Source organism: Rhodococcus sp. WY5, from assembly GCF_018588185.1.
Lineage (GTDB): Bacteria > Actinomycetota > Actinomycetes > Mycobacteriales > Mycobacteriaceae > Rhodococcus_F > Rhodococcus_F qingshengii.
Map to the genome: position 1 here is coordinate 6,218,450 of NZ_JAAMPR010000001.1, position 24,837 is coordinate 6,243,286.

General features: G+C 62.8%; 21 protein-coding genes. 11 read left to right on the plus strand and 10 right to left on the minus strand.

What is annotated here, in order from left to right:
• Positions 1–36: 36 nt before the first annotated feature.
• The 3 genes from G4D79_RS28790 to G4D79_RS28800 form a co-directional block, all read right to left on the minus strand.
• Positions 37–1,824, minus strand: a complete 1,788-nt coding sequence (locus tag G4D79_RS28790; protein WP_235867734.1) for an alkyl/aryl-sulfatase — start codon at positions 1,822–1,824, stop codon at positions 37–39.
• 224 nt (positions 1,825–2,048) lie between these two features.
• Positions 2,049–2,612 carry a TetR/AcrR family transcriptional regulator gene (locus G4D79_RS28795; protein WP_054826166.1) on the minus strand — a complete coding sequence of 188 codons (564 nt, stop codon included), beginning with the start codon at positions 2,610–2,612 and terminating at the stop codon, positions 2,049–2,051.
• Positions 2,609–3,844, minus strand: a complete 1,236-nt coding sequence (locus G4D79_RS28800) for a cytochrome P450 (RefSeq protein WP_099696975.1) — start codon at positions 3,842–3,844, stop codon at positions 2,609–2,611. Before G4D79_RS28800 ends, G4D79_RS28795 begins: the two co-directional genes overlap by 4 nt.
• A gap of 108 nt (positions 3,845–3,952) precedes the next feature.
• Between G4D79_RS28800 and G4D79_RS28805 the strand changes: the two genes are divergently transcribed.
• Positions 3,953–4,798 carry a hypothetical protein gene (locus G4D79_RS28805; RefSeq protein WP_099696976.1) on the plus strand — a complete coding sequence of 282 codons (846 nt, stop codon included), beginning with the start codon at positions 3,953–3,955 and terminating at the stop codon, positions 4,796–4,798.
• Between the two features lie 113 nt (positions 4,799–4,911).
• Here G4D79_RS28805 and G4D79_RS28810 read toward each other — a convergent pair whose 3' ends face one another.
• The gene (locus tag G4D79_RS28810; RefSeq protein WP_156423205.1) at positions 4,912–5,070 is read right to left on the minus strand and encodes a hypothetical protein; all 159 of its coding nucleotides are present in this window, start codon (positions 5,068–5,070) and stop codon (positions 4,912–4,914) included.
• A 205-nt stretch (positions 5,071–5,275) separates the two neighbouring features.
• Here G4D79_RS28810 and G4D79_RS28815 point away from each other — a divergent pair, with 205 nt between their 5' ends.
• Positions 5,276–6,037, plus strand: coding sequence for an SDR family NAD(P)-dependent oxidoreductase (locus G4D79_RS28815; RefSeq protein WP_042452547.1), 762 nt, complete (start codon positions 5,276–5,278; stop codon positions 6,035–6,037).
• Here G4D79_RS28815 and G4D79_RS34695 read toward each other — a convergent pair.
• Entirely contained in the window at positions 6,019–6,156 is a 138-nt protein-coding gene (locus G4D79_RS34695) for a hypothetical protein (RefSeq protein WP_003945592.1), read from the minus strand. The genes G4D79_RS28815 and G4D79_RS34695 overlap by 19 nt on opposite strands.
• A gap of 219 nt (positions 6,157–6,375) precedes the next feature.
• On the opposite strand from G4D79_RS34695, the gene G4D79_RS28825 reads away from it, so the two are divergent.
• From G4D79_RS28825 to G4D79_RS28835, 3 genes are all read left to right on the plus strand, one after another.
• On the plus strand, positions 6,376–7,320 hold the full coding sequence (locus G4D79_RS28825; protein WP_042452549.1) for an alpha/beta fold hydrolase: 945 nt from the start codon (positions 6,376–6,378) through the stop codon (positions 7,318–7,320).
• Positions 7,321–7,582: 262 nt separating this feature from the next.
• A complete protein-coding gene (locus G4D79_RS28830) occupies positions 7,583–8,356 on the plus strand; it encodes a VOC family protein (protein WP_042452552.1) in 774 nt (257 codons plus the stop codon).
• A gap of 135 nt (positions 8,357–8,491) precedes the next feature.
• The gene (locus G4D79_RS28835; protein WP_007734589.1) at positions 8,492–9,646 is read left to right on the plus strand and encodes an alkaline phosphatase family protein; all 1,155 of its coding nucleotides are present in this window, start codon (positions 8,492–8,494) and stop codon (positions 9,644–9,646) included.
• On the opposite strand, the gene murJ is transcribed toward G4D79_RS28835, so the two are convergent.
• The 4 genes from murJ to G4D79_RS28855 form a co-directional block, all read right to left on the minus strand.
• A complete protein-coding gene (murJ, locus tag G4D79_RS28840; protein ID WP_235867735.1) occupies positions 9,632–11,260 on the minus strand; it encodes a murein biosynthesis integral membrane protein MurJ in 1,629 nt (542 codons plus the stop codon). The genes G4D79_RS28835 and murJ overlap by 15 nt on opposite strands.
• Before the next feature lie 97 nt (positions 11,261–11,357).
• Complete coding sequence (locus tag G4D79_RS28845) at positions 11,358–12,386, minus strand: beta-ketoacyl-ACP synthase III (protein WP_003945837.1); 1,029 nt, start codon at positions 12,384–12,386, stop codon at positions 11,358–11,360.
• A gap of 161 nt (positions 12,387–12,547) precedes the next feature.
• The gene (locus G4D79_RS28850) at positions 12,548–13,189 is read right to left on the minus strand and encodes a response regulator transcription factor (protein WP_003945784.1); all 642 of its coding nucleotides are present in this window, start codon (positions 13,187–13,189) and stop codon (positions 12,548–12,550) included.
• On the minus strand, positions 13,177–14,415 hold the full coding sequence (locus G4D79_RS28855; RefSeq protein ID WP_235867736.1) for a sensor histidine kinase: 1,239 nt from the start codon (positions 14,413–14,415) through the stop codon (positions 13,177–13,179). Before G4D79_RS28855 ends, G4D79_RS28850 begins: the two co-directional genes overlap by 13 nt.
• Positions 14,416–14,524: 109 nt before the next feature.
• On the opposite strand from G4D79_RS28855, the gene G4D79_RS28860 reads away from it, so the two are divergent.
• From G4D79_RS28860 to G4D79_RS28875, 4 genes are all read left to right on the plus strand, one after another.
• The gene (locus tag G4D79_RS28860) at positions 14,525–15,307 is read left to right on the plus strand and encodes an ABC transporter ATP-binding protein (RefSeq protein WP_099696978.1); all 783 of its coding nucleotides are present in this window, start codon (positions 14,525–14,527) and stop codon (positions 15,305–15,307) included.
• A complete protein-coding gene (locus G4D79_RS28865; protein WP_058039136.1) occupies positions 15,307–17,790 on the plus strand; it encodes an FtsX-like permease family protein in 2,484 nt (827 codons plus the stop codon). Before G4D79_RS28860 ends, G4D79_RS28865 begins: the two co-directional genes overlap by 1 nt.
• 21 nt (positions 17,791–17,811) lie before the next feature.
• Positions 17,812–18,444, plus strand: coding sequence for a bifunctional 2-polyprenyl-6-hydroxyphenol methylase/3-demethylubiquinol 3-O-methyltransferase UbiG (locus G4D79_RS28870; RefSeq protein ID WP_058039137.1), 633 nt, complete (start codon positions 17,812–17,814; stop codon positions 18,442–18,444).
• An 89-nt stretch (positions 18,445–18,533) separates the two neighbouring features.
• On the plus strand, positions 18,534–20,369 hold the full coding sequence (locus G4D79_RS28875) for an acyl-CoA dehydrogenase (RefSeq protein WP_007734578.1): 1,836 nt from the start codon (positions 18,534–18,536) through the stop codon (positions 20,367–20,369).
• An 86-nt stretch (positions 20,370–20,455) separates the two neighbouring features.
• On the opposite strand, the gene G4D79_RS28880 is transcribed toward G4D79_RS28875, so the two are convergent.
• The gene (locus G4D79_RS28880) at positions 20,456–21,088 is read right to left on the minus strand and encodes a hypothetical protein (RefSeq protein WP_223304492.1); all 633 of its coding nucleotides are present in this window, start codon (positions 21,086–21,088) and stop codon (positions 20,456–20,458) included.
• A gap of 179 nt (positions 21,089–21,267) precedes the next feature.
• On the opposite strand from G4D79_RS28880, the gene G4D79_RS28885 reads away from it, so the two are divergent.
• On the plus strand, positions 21,268–21,990 hold the full coding sequence (locus G4D79_RS28885; protein ID WP_054826521.1) for an ATP-binding cassette domain-containing protein: 723 nt from the start codon (positions 21,268–21,270) through the stop codon (positions 21,988–21,990).
• Positions 21,991–21,995: 5 nt separating this feature from the next.
• Positions 21,996–24,008 (plus strand): YhgE/Pip domain-containing protein, encoded by a 2,013-nt coding sequence (locus tag G4D79_RS28890; RefSeq protein WP_058039138.1) that lies wholly within the window; start codon positions 21,996–21,998, stop codon positions 24,006–24,008.
• Positions 24,009–24,837: the final 829 nt, after the last annotated feature.

Genomic DNA, 24,837 nt, shown 5'->3' on the forward strand with positions numbered 1-24,837 from the left:
TCAGTCGCACCAGTCACGGCGTGACTGGTGCGACTGTCACGGCGTGACGATATCGAACCACAGATCGAAGTCCTCCAGCAGCGAGATGAACGTCTCCAGTTCGGACTGATCTCCCACAGCTTTTGCCGTTCCGGCCTTGATGGATTCGGTGAGCGAGGTCGTTCCCAGATACACCTCGTTGAACACGGCACGGGTCAAGGTCAGAGTCAGGGCGGCCGAAGCATCTGCCTTGTCCATGTCGTAGTTCAGCACGCCGTTGCGCACTGTGACCAGGACGTTGTCCGCGGTATCCGACAACACGAATCGCAACGACAGGTCTACATCGGCTGCTTTGGGACCGTCGAGGCGAACTGCCCAGAAGTCCAGCATCTGCTCGAGCGGCATCACTGCGACCACGGCCGGGCCAGTGGGGTTGTTGGACGGCATCGGCGCCAGCGGATGCCGCAATTCCATCGCTCCGACCAGGTAGAAGTTGCGCCACGTACCGTTCTCGGCTTGGTAGCCGAGTTGTTCGTACGTGTTCGCCAACAACTCTCGCGCTTTCTGATTGCTCGGATCGGCGAACACCAGATGGTTCACCAGCTCGGCCGCCCAGCGGTAGTCGCCGTCGTCGAACGCCTGCTTGCCCTTGGTCAAAAGTGCGTCCGGTCCGCCGACGGCTTCGACGTAGCGCTTGCCGTTCTCCACCGGCGGATGGGGATTGAGGTGAGCGGGAACGCCGTCGAACCAACCGAGATAGAAGGTGTAGATCGCTTTGACGTTGTGACTGAGCGAGCCGTAGTACCCACGGTTGTACCACTGCTTTCCGATCGCGTCGGGTACCTCGATCTGGTCGGCAATCTCTACCGGTGTCAGTCCCTTGTTGGCAAGGCGCAACGTCTGATCGTGCAGATACTTGTACAGATCTGCCTGATCCGACATCAGATTCAAGATCTTGTCGTTGCCCCACGTGGGCCAATGATGCTGCGCAAAGATGATTTCGACGTCGGGGAACAGTTCCATTGCCAGACGCACGTAGTGCGACCACGCTTTGGCGCCGCGAGTCTTGGCGCCGCGCAACGTGTATAGATTGTGCATCGTGTGCGTGACGTCCTCAGCTGACCCGAGAGCCTTGAAATCTGGTAAATAGAAGAGCATTTCGGACGGCGCTTCGGTTCCCGGCGCGAGCATGAACGTCACGCGCACACCGTCGATGACCTCTTCGTGCACCGGTTCGGTGATGACGTCGGTAGGCACGGCGAACGTCGAAGTGCCGTGAGAAGTGGACAGGCCGAGACCACCGGATACCTGCCCTTGTGGCCCCGGACGCAGGAACGATCCGTACATGTACATTCCGCGACGTGTCATCGCCGTGCCGGCAAGTACGTTCTCGGAAATCCCTTCCTCCGTGAAACTGTCTGGTGCGTAGACCTTTACGGCACCGGACTCGATCTCTTCGTCGGTGACAAATCCTTTGACACCGCCGAAGTGATCGCCGTGGGAGTGCGTGAAGATGATTGCCTTGACCGGAACCTTCGGGCGGTGCTGGTAGTACAACTCCAGCGCGAGAGCGGCTGTTTCCGCGGACATCAGAGTGTCACCGATGATCAACCCGGTGTCGCCCTCGATGATCGTCGTGTTCGACAAGTCCTGGCCGATCACCTGGTACAGACGATCAGCCAGCTTGAACAGTCCACCGCCCTTTCCCATTAAAGTGGCTTGGCGCCACAGACTCGGGTTGACGGTATCCGGTGCATCGCCGTCGGCGAACCCGTAGGCGTCGTACGAGAAGATGAACTGCCCTTTGTCACCTTTGACCAGTCCGCCATCGATGAGCGGTGCCACGAGACCTCGAGAAATCAGTTCGAAGTCGAAGGTGTCGTCGAAAGGAAGGTCACGGAGAACCTGGGCATTTGCCAGGCGGTCGCTTCGGTGGCGGGCTTGGGGTCGAGTTCGAACGGTGTAGACATCTTCTCTTACGCTCCTCGGGAACTCGCGATGACCTGTGTCGGGATATCGGTTCATCCTCGATCCCCACGCAGCCCTCGCACATCACCCGGAAGGGATGATCAGGTGGCCCGTCCAGCAATCAACAGCGCAACGACGAACTCACGCACCAACGTCCGCTCGTCGTTCTCGTCCGCCCCCGGCACCATGAGCAGCGAGAGAATCACTCGCACGATCCAGCGCGCCCGCGACGCTGTGCCTGCTCCGAGTTCACCCAGCATCGCGACACCAAGTCCGTTGATGACGTCGGATGAATTGGCAAGTTCACCGGCAAGACTCGCATCACCCGGGGTGAACCATGCAGCCAACGTCGGAGTGCTACGCACCGCGGACACTGCAGTGAGTATGGCCGTCTCCAGACGCTCACTCGGATCGTCGATGGTCGCTACCGATTCCGCGATCGCAGTTCCCAGCCTGCGAGCTTCGCGGTGAACGAACGCAATGTGAAGAGCCTGCCGATTCTCGAAGTACCGATACAAGGTGGCCCGGGAACATCCTGCAGCAGAGGCTATCTCCGCCATACCGACCGCGTTGACGCCTTTCGCGACGAACAATTGTGCCGCGCTGTCGAGGATCTTCTCGGCTGCCGCCAAGGCGCGCCCCTCGCCGAGCCAGTCGTTGCTCATGGCCGAGTCACCGACATCGGAGCCGAGAGCGGACGGCGCACGTAGTTGCCCGGCGCGTATTGCATCGCGTCGATGTCGACATGGAAGTCGGGAATCCGGGAAAGCAACTCTTCCAAAGCAACTCGCGCCTGCATTCGAGCTGCCGACGCGCCCAGACAATGGTGGGCGCCATGACTGAAGGTGAGAATCTTCTGCGGTCGACGCAAGACGTCCAACTCCGCCGCGTCGGGTCCGTACTTCTCGGGATCACGATTGGCCGCACCGTACATCAGCAGAACCTTACGTCCTGCCGGAATCACTTTGCCACCCAAGGCCACATCTCGCGTCGTGGTGCGTGCCAGTCCTTGGACCGGCGAGGTGAGTCGAAGCAACTCGTCGACCGCGTCGGTGATCAATGCGGGATCGTCCAGCAGGATCTGACGCTGATCGAGGCGTTCGGTCAGCATCGCCACCGAACCACCCAGCATTCCTGTCGTGGTGTCGTTTCCACCGGCCACCATGGTGAAGGCGAAGCCCAGAATCGACAGCAGGCCGGACATGTCGCCGTCTTCACCGAGTCCAGCGGCGAGTAGGTGCGAAATCGTGTCGTCACCCGGTTCGACCTTGCGGCGTTCGATCAGCGAAGCGAAGTACATCATCAGCTCACCGGTGGCGGCCTGCGCCGTCGTCGCTGCCGCGGCCACACCACCTGCCGAATTGGCAGCGACAATGGCTTCGGTCCAGCCGTCGAACTGGTCACGGTCCGATTCCGGCACACCCAGATAGTGTGCGACAACCATCGACGGCAACGGTTTGAAGAGCTCGACGACGATATCGCCGCTGCCACGCGCTTTCAGCGCCTCGATACGTTCGACGACAAATTCGCGAACCATCGGCTCGACCGCCGATACCTGACGCGGAGTGAAACCCTTCGACACCATGCGCCGGAACTCCGACTGCACTGGCGGATCCTGCATCACGAACGGCGGATTGTCCTGCATCCCAATCTGTTCGAGTTCACCGTAGACAGTGGTCAATCCCTTTGCCGACGAATACGTCTCGTAGTCGCGAGCGGCGTTGTAGACGTCTTCGTGACGGGTGAGCACCCAGTAGTCGTCCTGCGGCGCAGCGTCCGGCACAACGTTGTGCACCGGGTCGTTCTCGCGCAATGCGTCGTACATGGCCCAGGGCGAACGCCAGGACTCCCCGGTGGAAGGTACAAACCGTGGCGAATGTGACACAGAAGTTGTCATGACTCGACTATGAGACAAATAGCCGAATGTGTCAACGTTCTACGATCAACCGTTCCTACGAGCAGCATTGAGTAACTCGCATCCACGCAGAGCACTATCGTGTGTCGGGTGATCACGGATCCGAAGAATCATCCGAACAGCTCTGCCTCCGGGCGCCGCGCCGTGGTTGCGGTCCTGCTCCCCCGCGAACATCTCCCCTTCATCAGGGACTGGTGCCTGCACCACATCGAGCAAGGCTGGGAGGTTGTTCTCTACGACAACACCGGTTCCGTCGGGTCCACCCGCAAGACAAGCGCATTCAGTCTCAACCGTTGGCACGGCCGCAGCGAGGACAAGAGAGGCAACTCTTACGGCGCCTTCACTCGATCGATGTCGGACAGTGAAGTTCAGGTCGCATTCCGCAAAGAACTGCACGACCTTCCGGTGACGATCGTCGACTGGCAACCGCGCGACGCGGACGGTCGGATCGTGCACGGACAGGTAGAGGCGTACGTCGATTACGTGAGCCGGTACCGCGACACCGTCGCATGGGCAGCATTCATCGACGCCGACGAGTACCTCCAACACGCACCAGGATTGGACTGGGAGGTTCTACTTGCCGGCGTTACTCAAGCGGGTTCGCACCGCGTCGTTCTCGATGCTCTGGTCTACGAATCCAGGTGGACGCGCGACGGGCAATTGCGAGACGTCGAGGAATTGAAATGCCTTGGGCTACAGAGCCATGGTTGCAAGAACATACTGGAGCTGTCGGAGATTTTGCGAGCAGACGTCCACTGGGGATGGAAGACAAGCGAACCGGACAGCCTGGTGCGGCCCGACCGATCCCTCTTCTACTTCCACCATTACCGCGGTTCGGAGGCGGCACTCGACTTCACTCCGCTGCCGAACTTCGGACCCCAAGCCCACGAAGAAGGTGCGGATGTTCCGGCGGCAATTGACGTATCACAGAATTGAATGTGCCTGCAAGACACAGGTATTCATCTGCAGACAAACCTCCGGCCCGCATCCACGAAGGCAATACCTTCAGAATGCGGGCCGGGGGCCGTAAATCCGGTTCAGCGAAGCAATCAAGCCTTCGGCTGCGAGCTTCCTGCGCCACCAATTGCGCCGAGAAGACCTGCAACTGCGCCGATGCCGACGAGAACGCCGCCCAGGCCTGCAATGATCTTCTGGAAGTCGCCGAGAGTTGCGAGGTCCGTCTTGCTGCTGCCAGTGGTGAATGCCATGTCTAGCTCCTCATCATGGAATGTGTACGCGGTCCGCGCGCCCGGTATGTAACGGCGCTCACAATATACGTAAGACGACCGAAATTTGAAGCGGTGCCGCTGAGTGGGACGTAACTCACATCTCATCCAGCGGGAACCCACGAGTAACAATGCGCGATTCGGACAACGCTTCGGGAACCGTTGAATGACGAGCAGGAGAACAGCAGTGGGCAAGTTGGATGGAAAAGTGGCCCTGATCACTGGCGCAGGGCAAGGCGTCGGCCAGGGAGTTGCGTTTGCGCTCGCCAAGGAGGGCGCTTCCGTCGCGGTCGCGGGCCGCACTGAGTCGAAACTCGTCGTCACATGTAACGAGATCGCCGAACGCGGAGGCCGTGCCGAACCGGTGCTCATGGATATCGCCGACGCGGATTCCATCACCGGAGCCGTGGCGCGAACGGTGGAACTGTTCGGCGGCGTCGACATTCTGATCAACAACGCCAGCCTCAACCCGCTCGGCAACGTCCTCGACCTCACTCCGGAGCGCCTTGCCGACGGATTGACGTCCGGCCCCGTCGCGACTCTGCGAACCATGCAAGCCTGTTACCCGTTCATGAAGGAGCGCGGCGGCGGGGCAATCATCAACATGGTCAGCTCCGTGGCCGTCCGCTGGGACGCTGCCGGCTACGGCGGCTACGCGGCCGTGAAGGAATCCGTCCGAGCCCTCAGTCGCGCGGCAGCATGCGAATGGGGCGTCGACGGGATCCGGGTCAACGCGGTTGCTCCCCACGCGTCGTCGCCGGGGCTGCAGCGGTGGGCAGATGCACGCCCGGAGGAGGCTGCCGCCTTTGTTGCCGGGATTCCGCTACGGAGGATCGGCGACTGCGAAACGGACATCGGAACCGCGGTGGCTTTCCTGGTCGGCCCGGATGCCGCGTATCTGACTGGAGCAACAATTCCGCTCGACGGTGGTCAGTCACGCTGGGGCTGAGAGCTGGCGTCGTCGAAGGCAAGCACCGCCGACTTGGCTTCGGCGATCGGGCGGCGGAAAACGAAACCGACCAGAACGGATGCCAAAACCAAGGCGGCCAGAACAATGAGCCCGACCATCCACCACATGGTTTTCAGTATGCCCGAACCGACCTCCGCCGGACGCGCGCCACGGCCGCCGGAAAGCGGCGACAGCCTCGAAAAGTGCTGAACACCAGTCAAATTCCGTTTTGCCCGTTTCCTGAGCTTCTTGAGAAGCCGTGATCGATGACACATATTCGGATCCCGAACCGGAACGAGTGCGTGACTACGACGACACCTCGGTGCATCCTGGCAGGTATGGAATCCGCTGTTTCGGCCCAACTCACCGACGGAAGCACCCTCACACACCCGTGGGGCGGGACAAGCAACATCACCGATCTCGGCGGTGACGTTCACTGGATCGACTTCGGCGGTCCCAGCGGAGCGCCGCCCATCGTGCTCGTTCACGGTCTGGGCGGCTCGCACCTGAACTGGGTGCGGGTCGCACCGGCGCTGGCGGCGCGCACGCGCGTGTACGCACTTGACCTCGCCGGATTCGGACTCACCTCTGCCCGTGGGCGACACACCGGCGTCGACGCCAACGCAGTACTTCTGAATCGCTTTCTCGACACAGTGGTGGGTGAGCCCGCCGTCCTGTTCGGCAATTCCATGGGCGGAATGGTCTCGGCAATGTCGACCCATGCCAGTCCCGAATCAGTCGCCGGCCTGGTCCTGGTGGATCCGGCGCTCCCCCTGCCCGTCCAACTTCCCGATCTGACCGTCGCCGCCCAATTCGCGCTCTACTCGATGCCGTACGTCGGTGAGCAGGTTCTCGGCTTCGGACGCCGAAAGATGTCAGACCGGCAGTTGGCCGCTCAGATGACCAGATTGTGTTTTGCCGATCCGACGCGAGCCGACCCCGCGGTCCTCGACGCGGGCGCTGCCTTGACGGCGATTCGCCGCAACGAACCTACCCAGGATGCCGAATTCCTTCAGGCAGCACGGTCACTGCTGATGACCCTCGCCCGTCCTGCCTCCTATCGAAAGACATTGCGAGAGATCACGACTCCGACGCTCCTGATGCACGGCGATCGCGATCGGCTTGTCCCGGTCGAGGCCGCACGGGCAGCCGCTGCTGCACATCCACACTGGACCACCATCATTCTCGGCGACACCGGCCACACCCCACAATTGGAGATTCCGGACGAGTTCACCCGTCATGCGCTCGCGTGGCTCGATCGCACGGGGCTGATCAGGAGCTGACACGTACCAACACTCCCCGGTGGAACGCCCTTGCCGATCGAGCAAGTGCCCCATCAACTTCGGAGTATCAAGAACGATTCGGCGGTCGTCTACGTTGGCAGGTCCGGCCCACCGGGGAACGCGAAACGGACACATACCCCAAAGCTCTCGAACCCTGGGAATGTGTCGGGGTACGCGCGTAGCGTGAGATTCAGGCCTTCCTCGGCCAAGCATTTCCGCGTCCCCTGCTTGTGTATCCGTTTCGGTTAAGGAGAGTTTTCAGATGCCCGCACGCACAGCGCTCGACGGAACACCCTGTTGGATCGACCTCACCAGCTCCGACACCGAGGTTGCCAAATCCTTCTACACCAACGTGTTCGGCTGGCAGGCTGACACAAACGACGACCCGCAGTACGGCGGCTACGCGATCTTCAGCAAAGACGGGCAGCCCATCGCCGGGCTCGGACCCCAGCAGGAGGGAAACCCCTACGGCAACGTGTGGACCACCTACATCTCCTCGACTGATGCGGCAGCGTCGGCGTCCAAGGCCCAAGCCGCGGGCGGAACGATCATGATGCCGTCGATGCAGGTCGGTCCTCAGGGCAGCATGGCGATCGTGGGCGATCCGGCCGGTGCCGTCGTCGGCATCTGGCAGGCAGATCAGCATCACGGCTTCGGTTTGGTCGGCGAGGCCGGAGCGCCGGTCTGGCACGAGACCTTGTCCAAGAACTACGCCGCGGTCCTGCCGTTCTACACCGACGTGTTCGGCTGGACTTACGAGTCGATCGGTGACAGCGACGAGTTCAGGTACTCACAGGCCAAGCAGGGTGACACCGTCGTCGCCGGTTTGATGGATGCCAGCTCGTTCCTCCCGGCAGAGGCGCCGTCGTTCTGGCAGGTGTACTTCGGGGCGGACGACACCGATGCGGCCGTCGCCAAGGTCGTCGAATTCGGCGGCAGCGTCTTGCGCGATCCCGAGGACACGCCCTTCGGTCGTCTCGCGTCGGTGGCCGATCCACTAGGTGCCAAGTTCCAGATCTCCACGATCATGGAATGAATCTCCGCGCGGAGGCCGCACCGGTCCGCGGTCTCTGCGCGCTGATCATCTGGAAAGTCCGGATTTGACCGCACAGATTTGAACACTCGCCCAGAAGGTATGCAGTTTTCTGCGTCCAACGCCTAATCTCATGGGATGCCCGCCCCCGCCCCTCTCCTCGATGTGTACTCGCAGCCGACTCTGTCGACGCTTGCGCCGTCGGTACTCGCTTCTCTCGGAGTGAGCGGCGAAGCGAACCGTCTCGATCTACAGCCCAGCAAGAAGACCGTAATTCTACTGGTAGACGGGATGGGCGCGAACTTGCTCGCCCGCAACGCCGAACACGCACCATTCCTGAATTCACTCGTCGGAACGCCCATCCGGGCAGGCTTCCCCACGACGACGGCCACCAGCATCGTCTCACTGGGGACCGGTCTGCCTTCGGGAGCGCACGGCATCACCGGCTACCAGTCCTACGTCGAAGAAGCCGATTCGGTGTTCAACTGGCTGGGTTGGCACAGCGCGGGCAAGAAGGAATCTCAGACCGACTCCATCGTCCCGGAGACCCTGCAGCCGCAGGCCACGACGTTCGATCGCGCCGCCGCAGCCGGCATCACCGTTACAACCGTCGTACCGTCGAAGTTCGACGGCAGCGGCCTCACCCGTGCCGGGATGCGCGGTGCCCAGTTCGCCGGAATCCAGGCATACGGAGACCTCCTCGCTCGCACCGTGGCGGCGTCGAAATCTGCCGACCGCACGTTCACGTACTGCTACATCAGCGAGATCGATGCACTCGGCCACGTCTACGGACCCGAGTCCGAGCCGTGGATCTTCCAACTGATGCTGGTCGATCGACTGGTCGAGCAACTCGCCGCGGCTCTCGGCCCGGACGTGAGATTGCTGGTGACGGCAGACCACGGAATGGTCGACGTGTCGGACGAGAACAAGATCGACTTCGACAACACTCCGATTCTGTCCAAAGATGTACTCGCTCTTGCCGGTGAACCTAGATGTCGTCACATCCACACCCGAGAAGGCGCTGCACAAGATGTTGCGGACCGCTGGCGCGCCGAACTGGGTGACCGCATGTGGATCGGGACGAGGTCCGAGGGCATAGTCGCAGGATTGTTCGGGCCTGCAGTGCATTCCGAGTATCACGGCCGGATCGGTGACGTCATCGCCATTGCGTCCGGGGACGTGGCCGTCGTACGTCGATCTGTCGAATCGGGACTGTCCGGCCTCCGTGGACAGCACGGCGCCCTCACTCCGGACGAACTGCTGGTACCGCTCTTGTCCTCAGGACAGCAGTAGGGTTCGCGCCCGGCGAATCTCGGGAACACCGACGACCTTGCATGCGCCCAACAGGACGACGGCACCGACGGCCGCACCCGCCGACAATGAAATAACAGCAGCAAGCCTGGGCTCGGGAACTCGGTTCTGAACCGCCACCACCAAAGCGAGCGCACAACCACCTGCCAGAATTGCCGCCGCCGAAATCCTTCCGACGGTGGCCTGCACGCGACGGAATCCCAACAGCCCGTATCGCTTTCGAAGAAGGATGTGGCCGAGCACCGCTCCACACACGTAGGAGAACGAGCCGGCGGCACAGACGGCCAGGACCAGCCTTTCGTCACTCGCCGACAGTGACGCAAGAAGGACGAGCGCAGTCTTGGCGACCACCATCACCAGGGCGATCACCGCGGGAGTTCGGGTGTTGTTGTCGGCGTAGAACACTCGCAGCTGAAGCATGACCATCGCAAAGGGCACCAGCCCGAATGCACTGACCGCAACGGCCGTCCCGATCAACCGGGCACTGCTGCCGTCGACCCGGCCGAAGAAGATCAAGGTGGTCAACGAGGGACCGAACACCATGAGCGCCACAGTCACCGGGATCAGCGCCACCACAGAATACCGGGCTCCCCGGCCGAGATCGGATACGACGCCGACGTCGTCACCCGCAGCAACCGACCTGGCGATCCGCGGCATCAGCACCGTCAACAACGACACACCGAGAATGCCGTACGCCACTTGAAACAGCAGATCCGCGTGCGTGTACATCGAGTAGACGTGACGGGAGAGAGTGACCTTCATCGTCACCCACACACCGATCTGGCCGGCAACGACGTACACAAGTACCCAGCCGAGCAACGGCACCCCGACGCGCACCGGGCGCCAGGTGTGCGGTACGACCCGCACGCGAAGGCGCCACCGAAACCCGTTGCGGTGCAGCGCTCGAGCAACGACGGCGGTTTGCGCCACGATCCCGAGCAAAGTGCCGACACCGATCACCAGAACCTGCGCGGTGGTCATCGACTCGGGAGTCAGAGCCACCGGCCCCGGGATACACAGGAAGACCGCGACCGTCACCAGAAGGACGACGTTGTTGATCACCGGCGCCCAGGCCGGCGCGCCGAACACCGATCGAACGCTGAGCACAGCCGTCATCATCGCCGTGACGCCGTAGAAGAAGATCTCCGGAAGAAGCAAGTACGCGAAGAGCGTCGTGAGCTCTCGTTGAGCCGGATCATCGATCACGGCCGAGACCAGAGGCGGCGCGCACACCACGGCCACTACCGTCACGAGCGCAAGAGCCAGCGCTCCGACGGTGAGAACGCGCTGCGTCTGCTCTCGTTCGAGCGTCCGCCCACGGCTCCGTTGCCGCGTCAGATACGGAAGCAGGACGCTGGCGAGAATCCCGCCGAGGAGGAGCTGATAGACCATGTTCGGGAAGCTGTTGGCCGCGTTGTACGCATCACTGACCAGGGCGATGCCCAGGACCGCGGCAAGGGCAAGGGTGCGGACGAAGCCGCTGATGCGACTGACCGTGCTGGCGAGCGCCACTTGCCCGCCCATCTTTGCCAAGCTGCCGCCCGTCACACCATTACGTTCGGACTCCCGTTCGGACTCCCCCACGTTCTCGACCATCTCGCCAGAGTGCCACATCGCAGACGTTCGACGATCCGGACGGAAACGGAAGGGCGCCCCGAACCGTGGGTTCGAGGCGCCCTTCCGTAAGGAACAATCAGGCGGATTCTGCTCCAGCCAACGGCGGCATGACGACAACCTGACCGGCGAAGGACAGACCCGCACCGAAGGCGAGAAGCAATGCCTTGTCGCCCGGCTTGCACTGGCCGTCGCGCAGCATCTGCTCCATGGCGAGCGGGATCGAGGCCGCGGACGTGTTGCCCGTCTCGGCGATGTCGTTGGAGACGGGGAAGCCCTCGGGCAGCTTCATGCTGCGAGCGATGACCTCGTTGATGCGCTGGTTTGCCTGGTGCGGCACAAAAGCGTCGATGTCCTCGATACCCAGCCCCGACTTCTCCAGGGTGCGGGTGGCGACCTTGCCCATCTCGAAGGCAGCCCAGCGGAACACCGCGGTACCGGCCATCTTGATCCACGGACGAGGTCCGGTCGGGTTCTTGGTGTAGTCGAGCCAGCTCGGCTCCTGAACGATGGCGTCGGACTGGCTGCCGTCCGAACCCCACTCGACCGGGCCGATTCCGACGGTGTCGCTCGGGCCGACGACAACTGCGCCTGCGCCGTCACCGAAGATGAAGCGCACGCTGCGATCGGTGGGCTCGGTGGCCTCGCTCATCAACTCGACGCCGACGACGAGTACGTGATCAACCGTGCCACCGCGAACGAGGTCGCTGGCCACTGCAAGAGCGGTACAGAAACCGGCGCAACCTGCCGCGACGTCGAATGCAGCCGGACCCTTGATGCCGAGTTCGTGGGCGACGATGGACGCAGCCTGGGGAGTCTGCAGGTCCCACGTCGACGTCGCGATGATCACGGCACCGATCTGCTCGGGTGCAATGCCGCTGACGTCCAGTGCTTTACGGGCCGCGCTGATCGACATCGCGAGGATGCCTTCACCTTCGCCGGAGAACCGGCGCGACTTGATACCCGATCGCGTCTGGATCCACTCGTCGGTGGAATCGATCAGCTCACAGATCTCGTCGTTGGTCACGACTCGCTCTGGGCGGTGAACGCCGAGCCCGAGAAGGACGGACTGCCGACCTCCGGCCACACTGGCAATCGGCTTACCCATTGATCGATCTCCTCGTTGGTTTCTGGTGATGACGCGCATTCGACATCACACGTTACGTACAGGACATAAGCCCCTGCCTCTCAGGTCACCGTTCGATCACGGCAACAACATGAGGCTGGCTCACATTACGCTTCGGTCAGGTATGTAGTCCAGATCCACGATCAGGCGCGCAAATGAGCTAGAACTGCCAAAACACGACGATGCCCGCTTTCGGAAGCCGACAGGCCGAGTTTTGCGAAGATATTTCCTATGTGCTTGCTCACAGCGGTGTCGCTGACGACCAGTTTCCTGGCGATTTCCTGATTTCCCAACCCCTCCGCCATCAGTCCGAGAACTTCGGACTCGCGTGGAGTCAGCGATCTGATCGGATCGTCGGCGCGTCGACGGCTCATCAGTTGGGATACGACCTCGGGATCCATCACGGTTCCACCGTCGACGACCCGGTTCAATGCGTCGACGAACTCGGCTACCTTCCCGACTCGTTCCTTGAGCAGGTACCCGACCCCGCCGGCGCCTCCTGCCAACAATTCACCGGCGTAGCGATCCTCGACGTAAGCGGAAAGGACCAGGACGGGAAAGCCCGGGCGAAGCTTGCGCACCTCGATCGCCGCTCGAAGTCCCTCGTTGGTGAAAGTAGGAGGCATCCGGACGTCGAGCACCGCGGCGTCGGGGGCGGTCTCCTCGAACACCGTGAGGAACTGTGCGGCGTCGGAGACGGCAGACACCTCGAAGCCCTCGCCGCGAAGCAGCAGTGCCAGCCCCTCTCGCAGGAGAGCGTCGTCCTCGGCAATCAGAATCCGCACGGTAGTTCCACCCTCATCGTTGTCGGTCCACCCTCCGGGCTCTCCAATACTGCGGTTCCTTCGAAAGCCTCGACCCGGCGTCGAATACCCGCCACGCCGCCGCCCGGGCGTTCGTTCGCGCCGCCGTGACCGTCGTCGATCACGTCGATGAGCATCGTCTCACCCGACGAGTCGTCCGACGTCTCCGTCCGCGCCGTGACGGTGACCCTGCGCGCTCCGCTGTGTTTTGCGACGTTGGTCAAGGCCTCGGCGACGACGAAGTACGCAGCAGCCTCGACGGCAGCCGGGGCGCGGCGGAGCTCGTCGATCGCGAGTACGCAGGGCACGGCGGAGCGCCCGGCGAGCGCCGAGATCGCGCCCTCCAGCCCCAACTCGTCGAGGATCGGCGGGTAGATGTCGTGCACCAACGTCCGGAGTTCGCTCAACGCCTCGGTGGCCGCATCTTGGGCCCGATGCAGTTGTGGCAGAGCCTGGTCCGGATTGTTCTGCAACGACCGCTCGGCCATCCCCAACATCATCACCACCGCGACCAGACGGTTCTGCGCGCCGTCGTGCAGATCCCGCTCGATGCGCTTGAGTTCGGCCGAATGCGCGTCGAGCGCCGCAGCGCGGCTGGCCGTCAGGGCGGTGACGCGCTTCGAGAGGTCCGAACGCGTATCCGGCGCAAGCAAAGTCGTGGTCGACCAGCTGATCCATTTCGCCATCGCGGGGATCAACCACCACGCGATCAGGAGGTACAGGATGCCGATCAACGGCATTCCGGCAGCGCCCAACCACGACGTCACGGGGTACGGATTGTTGACGGGTTCACCGGCGGGCATCTGCTGCCAGTACAGCGGGACGGCAATCGAATTGAGTGCACCGAGTGGCAGAGCAATGGTCAGCATCGCCGCGACGAAAGCCCCCAGACCGTGAATCGACAACCAGGCCGCGTCGCGCCTCGTCGACTGATCGGTGAGGAACCGGCGCCAATCCCCGAAGGTCGGATTGCCGGGCATCGGTGGGTATCGCTGCAGAACAGGGCGTCCGGTGTACGCAGCCGTTCGCCCTCGAGCCAGGCCGGCCCACCACCGGAGCACTCGCACGTACGACGGCAACAGCAACCAGCCGACGATCAGAATCGAGAGCGACAACAGAATGAGACCGACCATCAGCAAGAACAGGGAGACCACAGCTGCCGCGCCCTCGACGAGCACGTACACCGCAGCCCTGGTTCTCTTCTTCACTGCCCCAGCATGCCGCACCTGACGCCGCGATCCACTACAGCTGGGTACACCATTGATTCGGGACCCTGCTGGATGTCGACGAATGCCGAATCTCCATAGCGTTCTTCCCATGAAGAATCGACACTCGGTCCTCGCCCCGCCGGCCTCTGGTGCCACGGCCGCCCGAACATCCGCCGTGCGACTCGAAGGGGTCAGCAAGGTCTACGGCAACGGCCGCGGCGCCGTGACCGCCCTCGACAACGTCAGCCTCACTCTGCCGCGCAGCACCTTCACCGCCGTGATGGGCCCATCCGGCTCGGGTAAGAGCACTTTCCTGCACTGCGCCGCAGGGCTCGACCGCCCGAGCAGCGGATCGGTGTGGCTGGGCGACACCGAAATTTCACAGCTGAAGCCGAAGGCCCGCAGCATCTTCCGTCGCGACCACATCGGTTTCGTCTTCCAGGCCTACAACCTGCTCGGCGCTCTCGACGTCGAGCAGAACGTCACGCTCCCCCTACTCCTCGCCGGGCGACGAGCCGACAAGCAGTACCTGACCTTCGTCCTCGAATCCGTCGGACTCGGATCACACCGAAAGCGCAAACCCTCCGAACTGTCCGGCGGTCAGCAGCAACGCGTCGCCATCGCACGCGCCCTCGTCACCCACCCCGACGCACTCTTTGCCGACGAACCGACCGGCGCCCTCGACTCCCGCAGCGCCAAGCAGGTTCTGGAGTTGTTGCGCCGGACGGCTGCCGAGTTCGACCAGACCATCGTCATGGTCACGCACGACCCGGTGGCCGCGTCGTACGCCGATCGTGTGCTGTTCCTCGCCGACGGGAAACTTGTCGGGCACATCGACCGCCCGACCCCGCAGCAGATCGCCGAGCGCATGACACACCTCGGGGACTGGTGATGATGAAAGCGCACACCTTTGCGCACCTGAAAGCGCATCGCTCCGGTTTCGTCGCCGTGTTCGTCTCCGTATTCTGCGCAGCGCTCCTCACCTGCGGTCTGGGTGTGCTGCTGGAATCGGGAGTGCGAGGCGGTGTCTCACCACATCTCTACGCCGGTGCCGACGCCGTCGTGAGTGCACCACAGGCGCTCGAGGTCAAGGAAGACGCCGATCAGCCCTTTGCCGAGCGAGTTCTCCTCGACGGCGATACGGTCCGCAAGCTCGACACACTCGATGTCACGGTGGTTCCCGACATCTCCGTGCCGGTCAGCACGGCCGAGGGCGTCGTACTCGATGTACATCCTTGGAACACAGCACAATTGGCGCCGTACTCGCTCACCGAGGGGCGCGCTCCGCAGAGCCGCGACGAGGTGGTCTCGACCACGGGCGCCGCGCTCGGCGAGCGAATCACGCTGGCTCACGGCGCGGTAACGGACGAGTACACCGTCGTCGGCACAGCTGATTCGGCTTCGGTGCCGTCACCCGACCGTCCGGCACTCGTCTTCCTCGACGACGCAGAGGCCGAACGGTTGTGGCCGCACCAGAACGCTGTCACCGCAGTCGGATTGATCGCTCCCGAAGGCGTGGATGCTGCCGCTCTCGCCCGCGATGCACTCGCCGGAACCGGTGCGGAGGTCTCGACCGGCACTGCACGCGGAGGCATCGAATTCCTCGACGCCGGTGCTGCGCGGACGCAGTTGATCGTGCTCTGCGCGTCGTTTGCCGGTCTCGCGTTGATGGTCAGTATGTTCGTCGTTTCCAGCACGCTGTCGCTCTCGATCAACGCCAGGCGCCGAGAGTTCGCTCTGTTGCGGGCAATCGGGGCCACCACGCGGCAAGTGCACGTCATGATCGGACGTGAAGTGCTGCTCGTTGCTGCTGCGGCGGCAGCTCTCGGCGCGGTGCCCGGATACCTGCTCGCCCGAGTACTGGGCGCGCAGTTCGCCGACGCCGGGGTCATGCCCACCGATTTCGCGCTGGCCTACAGCCCGCTTCCGGCGATCGCAGCTTTCCTGATCTGCGTACTCACTGCCCGCGCGGCAGCGGCGATCGCGGCACGACGACCGGCGAAGCTCGACCCCGTCGAAGCGCTTCGCGAATCCGAAAGCGGCCCGGCGAAACTGAGCCGCGGACGCATCGTCACCGGGCTGATCTTCGGCGCCGCCGGCCTCAGCGCCTGCGTCCTCCCTGCTTTCCTGCCCGGCAGCGTGGCGGCCGCTGGAGCCGGTTCGAGCGCACTGTTGTTGATCTTCTCGGTCGCGCTGCTCGGCCCCTTGTTGGTGCGCGGCATCATCAAGGTGATCGGCGGTCCGCTGCGCCGCAGTGGGTCGGCGTCCAAAGTTCTCGCTGCCGCCAACGCCGAATCCAATTCGAGACGGCTCTCGTCGGCGGTTGTTCCGTTGGCTCTCGCAATCGCACTGGGCTCGGTGCAGTTCTTCAGCCAGAGCACCGTCGCCGCCGAGGCGACCAACCAGTCGATCAAGGGCGTCACCGCCGACCTGATCGTCGGCGCACCAGCCGGTATCGCTCCCTCGCTCCTCGAGTCGATCGCATCGGTGCCCGGAGTGAGTGCGGCAAACCCGGTGGTCCGCAGTCAAGTCCTCCCGGTACCCAGCGGAGAGGAAGGCGGCTCAGCCGACAGCGCGATCGCGGCCCAGGGCATCGACGCCGCCAGCGCCGACGCGACCCTCGATCTCGCGGTGACCGAGGGCGACCTCAGCGCTCTGACCGGCGATACCGTTGCCGTGAGCGAAGACGGCGCCTTCACACTCGGAGCCAAGGTAGGCCAGCGCGTCGACCTCTATCTGGGTGACGGAACACTGGTACATCCCATGGTCGTCGCAAAATATGGTCGCGGCCTCGGATTCGGGGACGTGACCATGCCGATCGAGACTTTGCGTCAGCACTCCACCGACGCTCTGATCGACACCGTTCTGGTTGCTGCCGAACCCGGACGGTCGGCCGAAGTCCAGCAGTCGTTGCGCTCGTTCCCCTCGATCGCCGCGATGAACCAGGACCAGTTCGGGGCCGCAGGCGAAGATCAGCGTCGCATGCAGTCGTGGGTCAGCATCCTCGCCGTCCTCGTCCTGCTCGGCTATCTCGCAGTCGCAGTCGTGAACACCCTGGTCGCCGCCACTGCCGAGCGTTCCCGCGAGTTCGCGCTCCTTCAACTGGTGGGCTCGCGGACGAGGCAGGTCCGAGCAATGATGCGCATCGAGTCGTTGATGGTGGTGGGAATCGCCGTCGTGGTCGGATCACTGATCGCCCTGCCGCCTCTGATGGGCATTGCCGTAGCGGTGTCCGGGCAGCCGATCCCGGCGATTTCACCGGCGATCTACGGTTCCATCGTCGCGGTGACCGCTGTTCTGGGATTTGTCTCCATCGCGATCCCGACGCGCGCCGCTCTACGCAAGAACCCGATGGACGGAGTGCGTAACCACTGAGTGGCACTACCGTCGTCATCTATGGATGCGGCGGCCTGGGACAAGAAGTACGAAGAAACCGAGCTCGTCTGGGGCGCTCCTCCCAACGAACTGCTGGTGGAATACGCGACGGCCCTCCCCCACGGCCAGGCACTGGACCTGGCGTGCGGCGAGGGCCGTAACGCGTTGTGGCTCGCGACCCGCGGTTGGGAGGTCACCGGCATCGACTACTCGGCCGTCGCGATCGAGAAAGCCCGCACGATCGCGGCCCGCTCACCCCGATCGGTTCTCGACCGGCTCGACTACCGATGCGGCGACGTCACCGTCGCGGATTACGCCTCGAGGAACGAGCAGGGATACGACTTGGCCCTGCTTCTTTACCTTCATCTGCCCGCACCACAACGCACCCTGGTTGTGAACCGTGCCATAAATTCTCTGAAACCTGACGGAATCCTCATGATTTTGGGTCACGACCGAAGCAACATCGACTACGGCGTCGGCGGGCCACAAGATCCCGAAATCCTTTACACACCAGAAGAATTGATGCAGGAGTTCCGCGGAAAGCTCGAGTTCGAGATCGCCGGAAATCCCCACAGGCACACCGAAACGGGAATCGCGGTCGACGCGCTTGTCATCGGACGCAAATCCGGTGTTGGCAATGCAAAGAACGGCTAGTAACATGTATTAAGTTACCGACGAGTAATAAACTTCGGGCGGTACTAGGAGTGCTGGACCGCACCACCTCACTGGGAGAAGCAGAAGACATGGGCCATTACAAGAGCAACGTTCGGGACCTGGAGTTCAACCTCTTCGAGGTTCTCGGACTGGAGAAGCCACTGAGCGAAGGCGCTTGGGGCGACCTGGATGCCGACACTGTCCGCAACATGCTGGCAGAGGTCGCACGCCTGGCCGAGGGACCGCTTGGCGAATCTTTCGCCGATGCGGACCGCAACCCCCCTGTCTTCGATCCCGAGACGCACACCGTTGCACTTCCGGAATCCTTCAAGAAGTCGTTCAAGGCTCTGTGGGACGCCGAGTGGTACCGCATGGGATTGAGCGAAGAGGTCGGCGGCGTGCCGGTTCCCCGCTCCGTCGTGTGGGCCATCGGTGAGCTGATCCTGGGCGCACAGCCTGCAGCGCACATGTACCAGGCCGGACCCGCCTTCGCGGACGTGCTGTTCAACAACGGCACCGAAGAGCAGAAGAAGTGGGCAGCCACCATCGTCGAACGCGGATGGGGCGCCACGATGGTCCTCACCGAGCCCGACGCCGGCTCCGACGTCGGTGCCGGACGCACCAAGGCGATCAAGCAGGACGACGGCTCCTGGCACATCGAGGGCGTCAAGCGCTTCATCACCTCGGCCGACTCGGACGACCTGTTCGAGAACATCTTCCACCTCGTTCTCGCTCGCCCCGAAGGCGCCGGACCGGGCACCAAGGGCCTGAGCCTGTTCTTCGTCCCGAAGACGCACTTCAACTTCGAGACCGAAGAGTTCGGCGAGCGTAACGGTGTCTTCGTCACCAACGTCGAGCACAAGATGGGCCTGAAGGTCTCCGCCACGTGTGAGGTCACCTTCGGCGGACACGGCATCCCCGCACAGGGCTGGCTGGTCGGCGAGGTCCACAACGGCATCGCCCAGATGTTCGACGTCATCGAGCACGCTCGAATGATGGTCGGCACCAAGGCAATCGCCACCCTCTCCACCGGTTACCTCAACGCTCTCGATTACGCCAAGCAGCGTGTGCAGGGCGCAGACCTGACCCAGATGACCAACAAGGCAGCACCGCGCGTGACCATCACGCACCACCCCGACGTGCGTCGTAGCCTGGCAATGCAGAAGGCATACGCCGAGGGCCTGCGCGCGGTGTACCTCTACACCGCAGCACACCAGGACGAGGTTGTCGCCCAGCTCGTCTCGGGCGCAGACAAGGACACCGCGTTCCGCGTCAACGACCTGCTGCTCCCGATCGTCAAGGGCGTCGGCTCCGAGCGTGCGTACCAGTACCTGACGGACAGCCTGCAGACCCTCGGTGGCTCCGGCTTCCTGCAGGACTACCCGATCGAGCAGTACATCCGCGACTCCAAGATCGACTCGCTGTACGAAGGCACGACGGCCATCCAGGCTCAGGACTTCTTCTTCCGCAAGATCGCTCGTGACCGCGGCGTCGCGCTCGCTCACGTTGCGGGACAGATCAAGACCTTCATCGACAGCGAAGCCGGCAACGGTCGTCTGAAGGCGGAGCGCGCACTGCTCGCCACCGCACTCGAAGACGTCCAGGCCATGGCTGCCACGCTCACCGGCTTCCTCATGGGAGCTCAGGAGCAGCCCACCGAGCTGTACAAGGTCGGCCTCGGCTCCGTCCGCTTCCTGATGTCCGTCGGCGACCTGCTCATCGGCTGGCAGCTGCTCCGCCAGTCCGAGATTGCTCTCGCAGCACTCGACAACGGCGCTTCCGACAAGGACAAGGGCTTCTACGAGGGCAAGGTCGCCATCGCTTCCTTCTTCGCCAAGAACGTCCTGCCCGAGCTCACCGCTTCACGCGAGATCATCGCGAACACCGAGAACGACATCATGGAGATCGACGAAGCAGCATTCTGATTCGTTCCTGATTCATGAAAAGTGCCGGTCCCGAGAACGTTTCGGGGCCGGCATTTTCGGTTGTCGGCACTCGGTGGTGACTGGTGTCATCTGCGCTCGATGGTCGGGCAACTGATCTGCGCGGACAGTACCGACGTCGTCGGTTGCTCGCCCGGTCGTGCCGCCGTACCCGCCAGGGAAAGCGCCACGCGCCTGCGGTCCGGAGAACTGACTATTTCGACGGACTTGTCGTCGCCACCGCCGAAGGACACGAACTGTCCGCTCTGATCCGAGAACTTCATGATCGCGGACCCGTGCTGACCTGGTTCGGGTTTCTCGTTCACGTAGACCTGCAACTGGAAATCACGTCCCGGATATTCGCCGCCGCCGTCGTACTCGTAGAAGGAACTCGTGTGCACCTCGTAGGCCCACTGACGGTGACCGGCGGGCAGCGAATCCGCCCAGTTGTGCTCGAAACACGTGACGGATCCAGGCAGCGAGACATTGGCTGCGCCGCTCCACCCACCGGACAGGGTGATGGCTCCGTATGGCGCTGCTTCGGACTCGTGCCGATCGGAGGGCAAGGGCGGCACCGTCAAGGGTCCGACATTGCGACCGGTGAACTCGAAAAGCCTTTCGCTCGACACGAACGGGGGCGACTCGCGCTCACCGGCACAGGAGACAACCGACAGGGTGGCCATGACCAGCACCGCGCACATCCCGCGTCTACGAACCGGCACCTCGACTCCCCCGTTCCGTTTCCAACAGAATACATACCGTTCGGTCTCCAAGTTGCCGGACGTGTCCGACACATCCCATTCATGGGACAGCTCGCCCGCTACCGATGTGATTGGGTGAGCACGAACGTCCACTGAACCAGCACTCGGTTCTTTCGAAGGCCGAGTAGATCAACAGACAGGTGATCATCGTGGTCGCACCAGAGCACGCACAACCCGATTACGCCCCTGACCTGGCATTGACCGCCACGGACTTGGCGCTCGACGGCCCATGGGGGCCGGTGTTCGGACCCGTCAATCTCGAGATTCGTGCGGGCGGTGTGACCATCCTCGAAGGCTCGGCCGGTTCAGGACGTACGTCCTTACTTCTGACACTCAGCGGGCGAATGAAAGCCAGTTCCGGATCACTGTCCGTCTTCGGTCGAACGCGTCCCCGAGAGATCTTCGAGATCGCCGGGATCGCCGGGTTCGAGGACATCGACGAGCTTGCCGAGTCCGTCACCGTCCGCGATCTGATCACCGAACAAATTCGCTGGGATGCTCCCTGGTACAAACTCGTCGGACGCGCCGGAGACCGCGAACTCGAAGCGGTGTGCGCTCCCGTCTTCGGCGATCATCCGTTGCCTGCGCTCGGCCGATACGTCAGCGATCTCGGGGAACTCGAGGCGACCCTGCTGCGTATCGCCGTCGCGAACACGAAGAAGCCGGCCTTGCTGGTCGTCGACGATCTCGAACAGGTGCGGCGTGACTCCGAGCGCGCATATCTCGTCGAGCGACTGGTCGAGATGGGGAGCTACCAGACCATCATCGCGTCGACCGTCAACCCGCTGCCCGACGGATCACCCATCGATGCCGTCACCCTGCTCCAAGAAGTCACCAATCCCGACCAAGAAGGGGCGAGGTAACCGCGATGCTCGCTGGAATGTCTCTCGGAACCGAACTCAAGCGGTTCTCCCGCGGCGCGATGCCCAGGATCGCACTCGTCACCATCATCTTGATGCCACTGCTGTACGGCGCGATGTACCTGTGGGCCTTCTGGAATCCGTTCGGTGAGGTCAACAAGGTCCCCGTCGCGCTGGTCAACACAGACCGCGGTGCGATGGTGCAGGGTCAGGAACTCAACGCGGGCGACGAGGTAAGCCAAGCGCTGCTCGATTCCGGTGAGCTCGATCTCCACCTGGTCTCACAGCAGGAAGCCGCTCAGGGAGTCTCGGACGGCACGTACTACTTCTCTCTCACCTTGCCTGAGAATTTCAGCGAGGCCGTGGCCTCCCCGACGACCAAGGACCCCCACAAAGCTCAGTTGCAGTTCACCTTCAACGACGTCAACAACTACCTCGGCACCATCATCGGCCAAAACGCCGCCCAGCAGGTCCTCAGTCAAGTCAGCGACAAGATCGGCGCGCAGTCCGTCGAGACGGTCCTGGTCGGATTGACCGACGCGGGTGCAGGTTTGAAGCAGGCCGCCGACGGAGCACTCCAGCTCTCGGCCGGAGTGAACACTGCCAACGCCGGAGCCGGCGAATTGGCGTCGGGCTCGAAAACGCTGGCCGACAACATGGTTACCGCACGTGACGGCGCAGCCACTCTTGCCGGCGGTACAGCGCAACTCTCGACCGGTATCAATACCGCCACGGACGGTGTCCTCGCACTGACCGACGGTTTGGGGCAGCTCGATCTCGGGGCCGTCCAACTGGGCGACGGCGCAAGCCAACTCAGTGGTGGCGTCACCCAGGTCGTCGACCAGCTGAGCGTACTCGGGAACACACAAGCAGACGTCGCACAGCTGGTCGGTCAGGCAGTGGCCAGCCTTCGACTGAACCCGGATCCCGTCAGCCAACAGATCGCCAACGCCCTCGCGCCTGCCCAGGACATGCTGCGCACTCAGGGCTTCGGCGAAGCGACCATGGGTCAACTGGGCGAACTCAAGAGCGGCGCACAACAACTCGCTTACCAACTCGACGATCCCTCGAGCACCTTCCGCGCCGGGCTCAGCGCCGCGGCCAACGGCGGCGGTGAACTCCGCAACGGCCTGGTACAGCTGCGTGACGGCGGTCAGCAAGTCAACGACGGCGCTCAAACCCTCAGCAGTGGACTGGTTCAACTCACCGACGGCAGCGTCCAACTCTCCGACGGTGCAGCCAAACTCGCCGACGGAACCGAGCAACTCCGTGCCGGGTCTGCCGAACTCGCAACCAAACTCACCGAGGGCGCCGGCCAGGTTCCCAGTTGGACCGATCAGCAGCGAACAGCAACCGCTCAAACCCTCTCCAGTCCGGTCGAGCTGCAGGAGACCTACGAGAACCGGGCAAGCACCTTCGGTACCGGTTTTGCTCCGTTCTTCCTGCCCCTCGCACTGTTCGTGGGCGGCATCATCACCTGGATGCTGCTCAAGCCGCTCCAGAACCGGCCTATCGCAAACGGACTCGGCGCGCTGCGAGTGGTCCTCGCCTCGTACTGGCCGGCCTTGCTCATCGGCATCTGCCAGGTGATCGTGATGTACCTGGTCGTGCACTTCGCCGTTGGCCTGCACCCCACGCACGCCCTCGGCACCGTCGGATTCCTGATGCTCATCACTGCCACGTATATGGCGTTGATCCAGGCGTTCAACGCCATCTTCGGAGTCTCCGTCGGACGCGTGATCACCCTGGCGTTCCTGATGCTGCAACTGGTTTCGGCCGGCGGCATCTATCCCGTGGAAACCACCGCGAAACCGTTCCAGATCATCCACCCGTTCGACCCCATGACCTACGCGGTGAACGGGCTTCGACAACTCACCGTCGGCGGCATCGACTCGAGGCTGTGGGTCTCGATCGCCGTCCTCGGCGGCCTTCTCGTCGCCTCACTCGGGGCCAGTTCACTTGCTGCACGCCGAAATCGGCAATGGACCATGGACAGGCTGCATCCGCCGATCGAAGTCTAGGTCAGGGTCTCCGGCCAAGGCTCCACGGTCAGCGCAGGCCATTCCCTGCGCCACCGTGCTGCCTTGGCCTCGTAAACCTCTCGCGGCGCCAGCACCGGGAGGGGCGGACGATCATGTTTTGAAGCTGCCTCGCACGTGATGCAGACCCTGCCAGGAACCTTTACGACAGGGTCTGCATTCGGCTATCTCAGATATCGTCGGAGCTGCCGATCAGCTCACGTCGAATATTCTATTTCGCGCTCATCGATCGAGGCTTGCCCACCCGCCGCCTTCCATTGATGCGGTCCACAACCCGACCAACGTCAGCCCGTAAAACGCTAGCGTGTTCTTGACACTTCCGGTCCAGAAATCAGACGACATGAGTTCACCCTTCTTTACGAGAGTCCGACAAGGAATTGTTGAAGCGGAAACCTAAGGGCGTAGAACGTCATGGTTGCAAGTTCAGCCAGGTCCGTGCTCATTGCGTTGAGCGACATCTAGTTTCTCCTCAGATTGAACAGGGTCACCGGGGGTAACCGAATGACAGTTGGAGCGGGATATCCATCAGATATGTAAATAACATCGGAAGCATCTGTTCTACGGTCTGCCCCAGCGACGCGGTACCTTGCTGCACGGATCCCATCAGCCCTCTCCTCCACTCGCGGACATGTCGAGCGAGATGGCGTTCAATCCATCAAGCCCGTCGCCTAACGATGTTGCAAAGGACGGGATAAATGCCCGCAGGAGGGCCATGAACTGACCTAACATTTGTTACTCCGTTTCCAGTAGGTAATTGCTCTGACTGTGGCGCGGGGCCAGGTCGGTTTATCCGGCACAACAGTGGTTGCCA

Coding starts and splice junctions, on each gene's coding strand:
- G4D79_RS28795 (WP_054826166.1), bottom strand. CDS start 2,612: ATGAGCAACGACTGGCTCGGCGAGGGGCGCGCCTTGGCGGCAGCCGAG.
- G4D79_RS28800 (WP_099696975.1), bottom strand. CDS start 3,844: ATGACAACTTCTGTGTCACATTCGCCACGGTTTGTACCTTCCACCGGG.
- G4D79_RS28810 (WP_156423205.1), bottom strand. CDS start 5,070: ATGGCATTCACCACTGGCAGCAGCAAGACGGACCTCGCAACTCTCGGC.
- G4D79_RS34695 (WP_003945592.1), bottom strand. CDS start 6,156: ATGGTCGGGCTCATTGTTCTGGCCGCCTTGGTTTTGGCATCCGTTCTG.
- G4D79_RS28825 (WP_042452549.1), top strand. CDS start 6,376: ATGGAATCCGCTGTTTCGGCCCAACTCACCGACGGAAGCACCCTCACA.
- G4D79_RS28830 (WP_042452552.1), top strand. CDS start 7,583: ATGCCCGCACGCACAGCGCTCGACGGAACACCCTGTTGGATCGACCTC.
- G4D79_RS28835 (WP_007734589.1), top strand. CDS start 8,492: ATGCCCGCCCCCGCCCCTCTCCTCGATGTGTACTCGCAGCCGACTCTG.
- murJ (WP_235867735.1), bottom strand. CDS start 11,260: ATGGTCGAGAACGTGGGGGAGTCCGAACGGGAGTCCGAACGTAATGGT.
- G4D79_RS28845 (WP_003945837.1), bottom strand. CDS start 12,386: ATGGGTAAGCCGATTGCCAGTGTGGCCGGAGGTCGGCAGTCCGTCCTT.
- G4D79_RS28860 (WP_099696978.1), top strand. CDS start 14,525: ATGAAGAATCGACACTCGGTCCTCGCCCCGCCGGCCTCTGGTGCCACG.
- G4D79_RS28865 (WP_058039136.1), top strand. CDS start 15,307: ATGATGAAAGCGCACACCTTTGCGCACCTGAAAGCGCATCGCTCCGGT.
- G4D79_RS28870 (WP_058039137.1), top strand. CDS start 17,812: ATGGATGCGGCGGCCTGGGACAAGAAGTACGAAGAAACCGAGCTCGTC.
- G4D79_RS28875 (WP_007734578.1), top strand. CDS start 18,534: ATGGGCCATTACAAGAGCAACGTTCGGGACCTGGAGTTCAACCTCTTC.
- G4D79_RS28890 (WP_058039138.1), top strand. CDS start 21,996: ATGCTCGCTGGAATGTCTCTCGGAACCGAACTCAAGCGGTTCTCCCGC.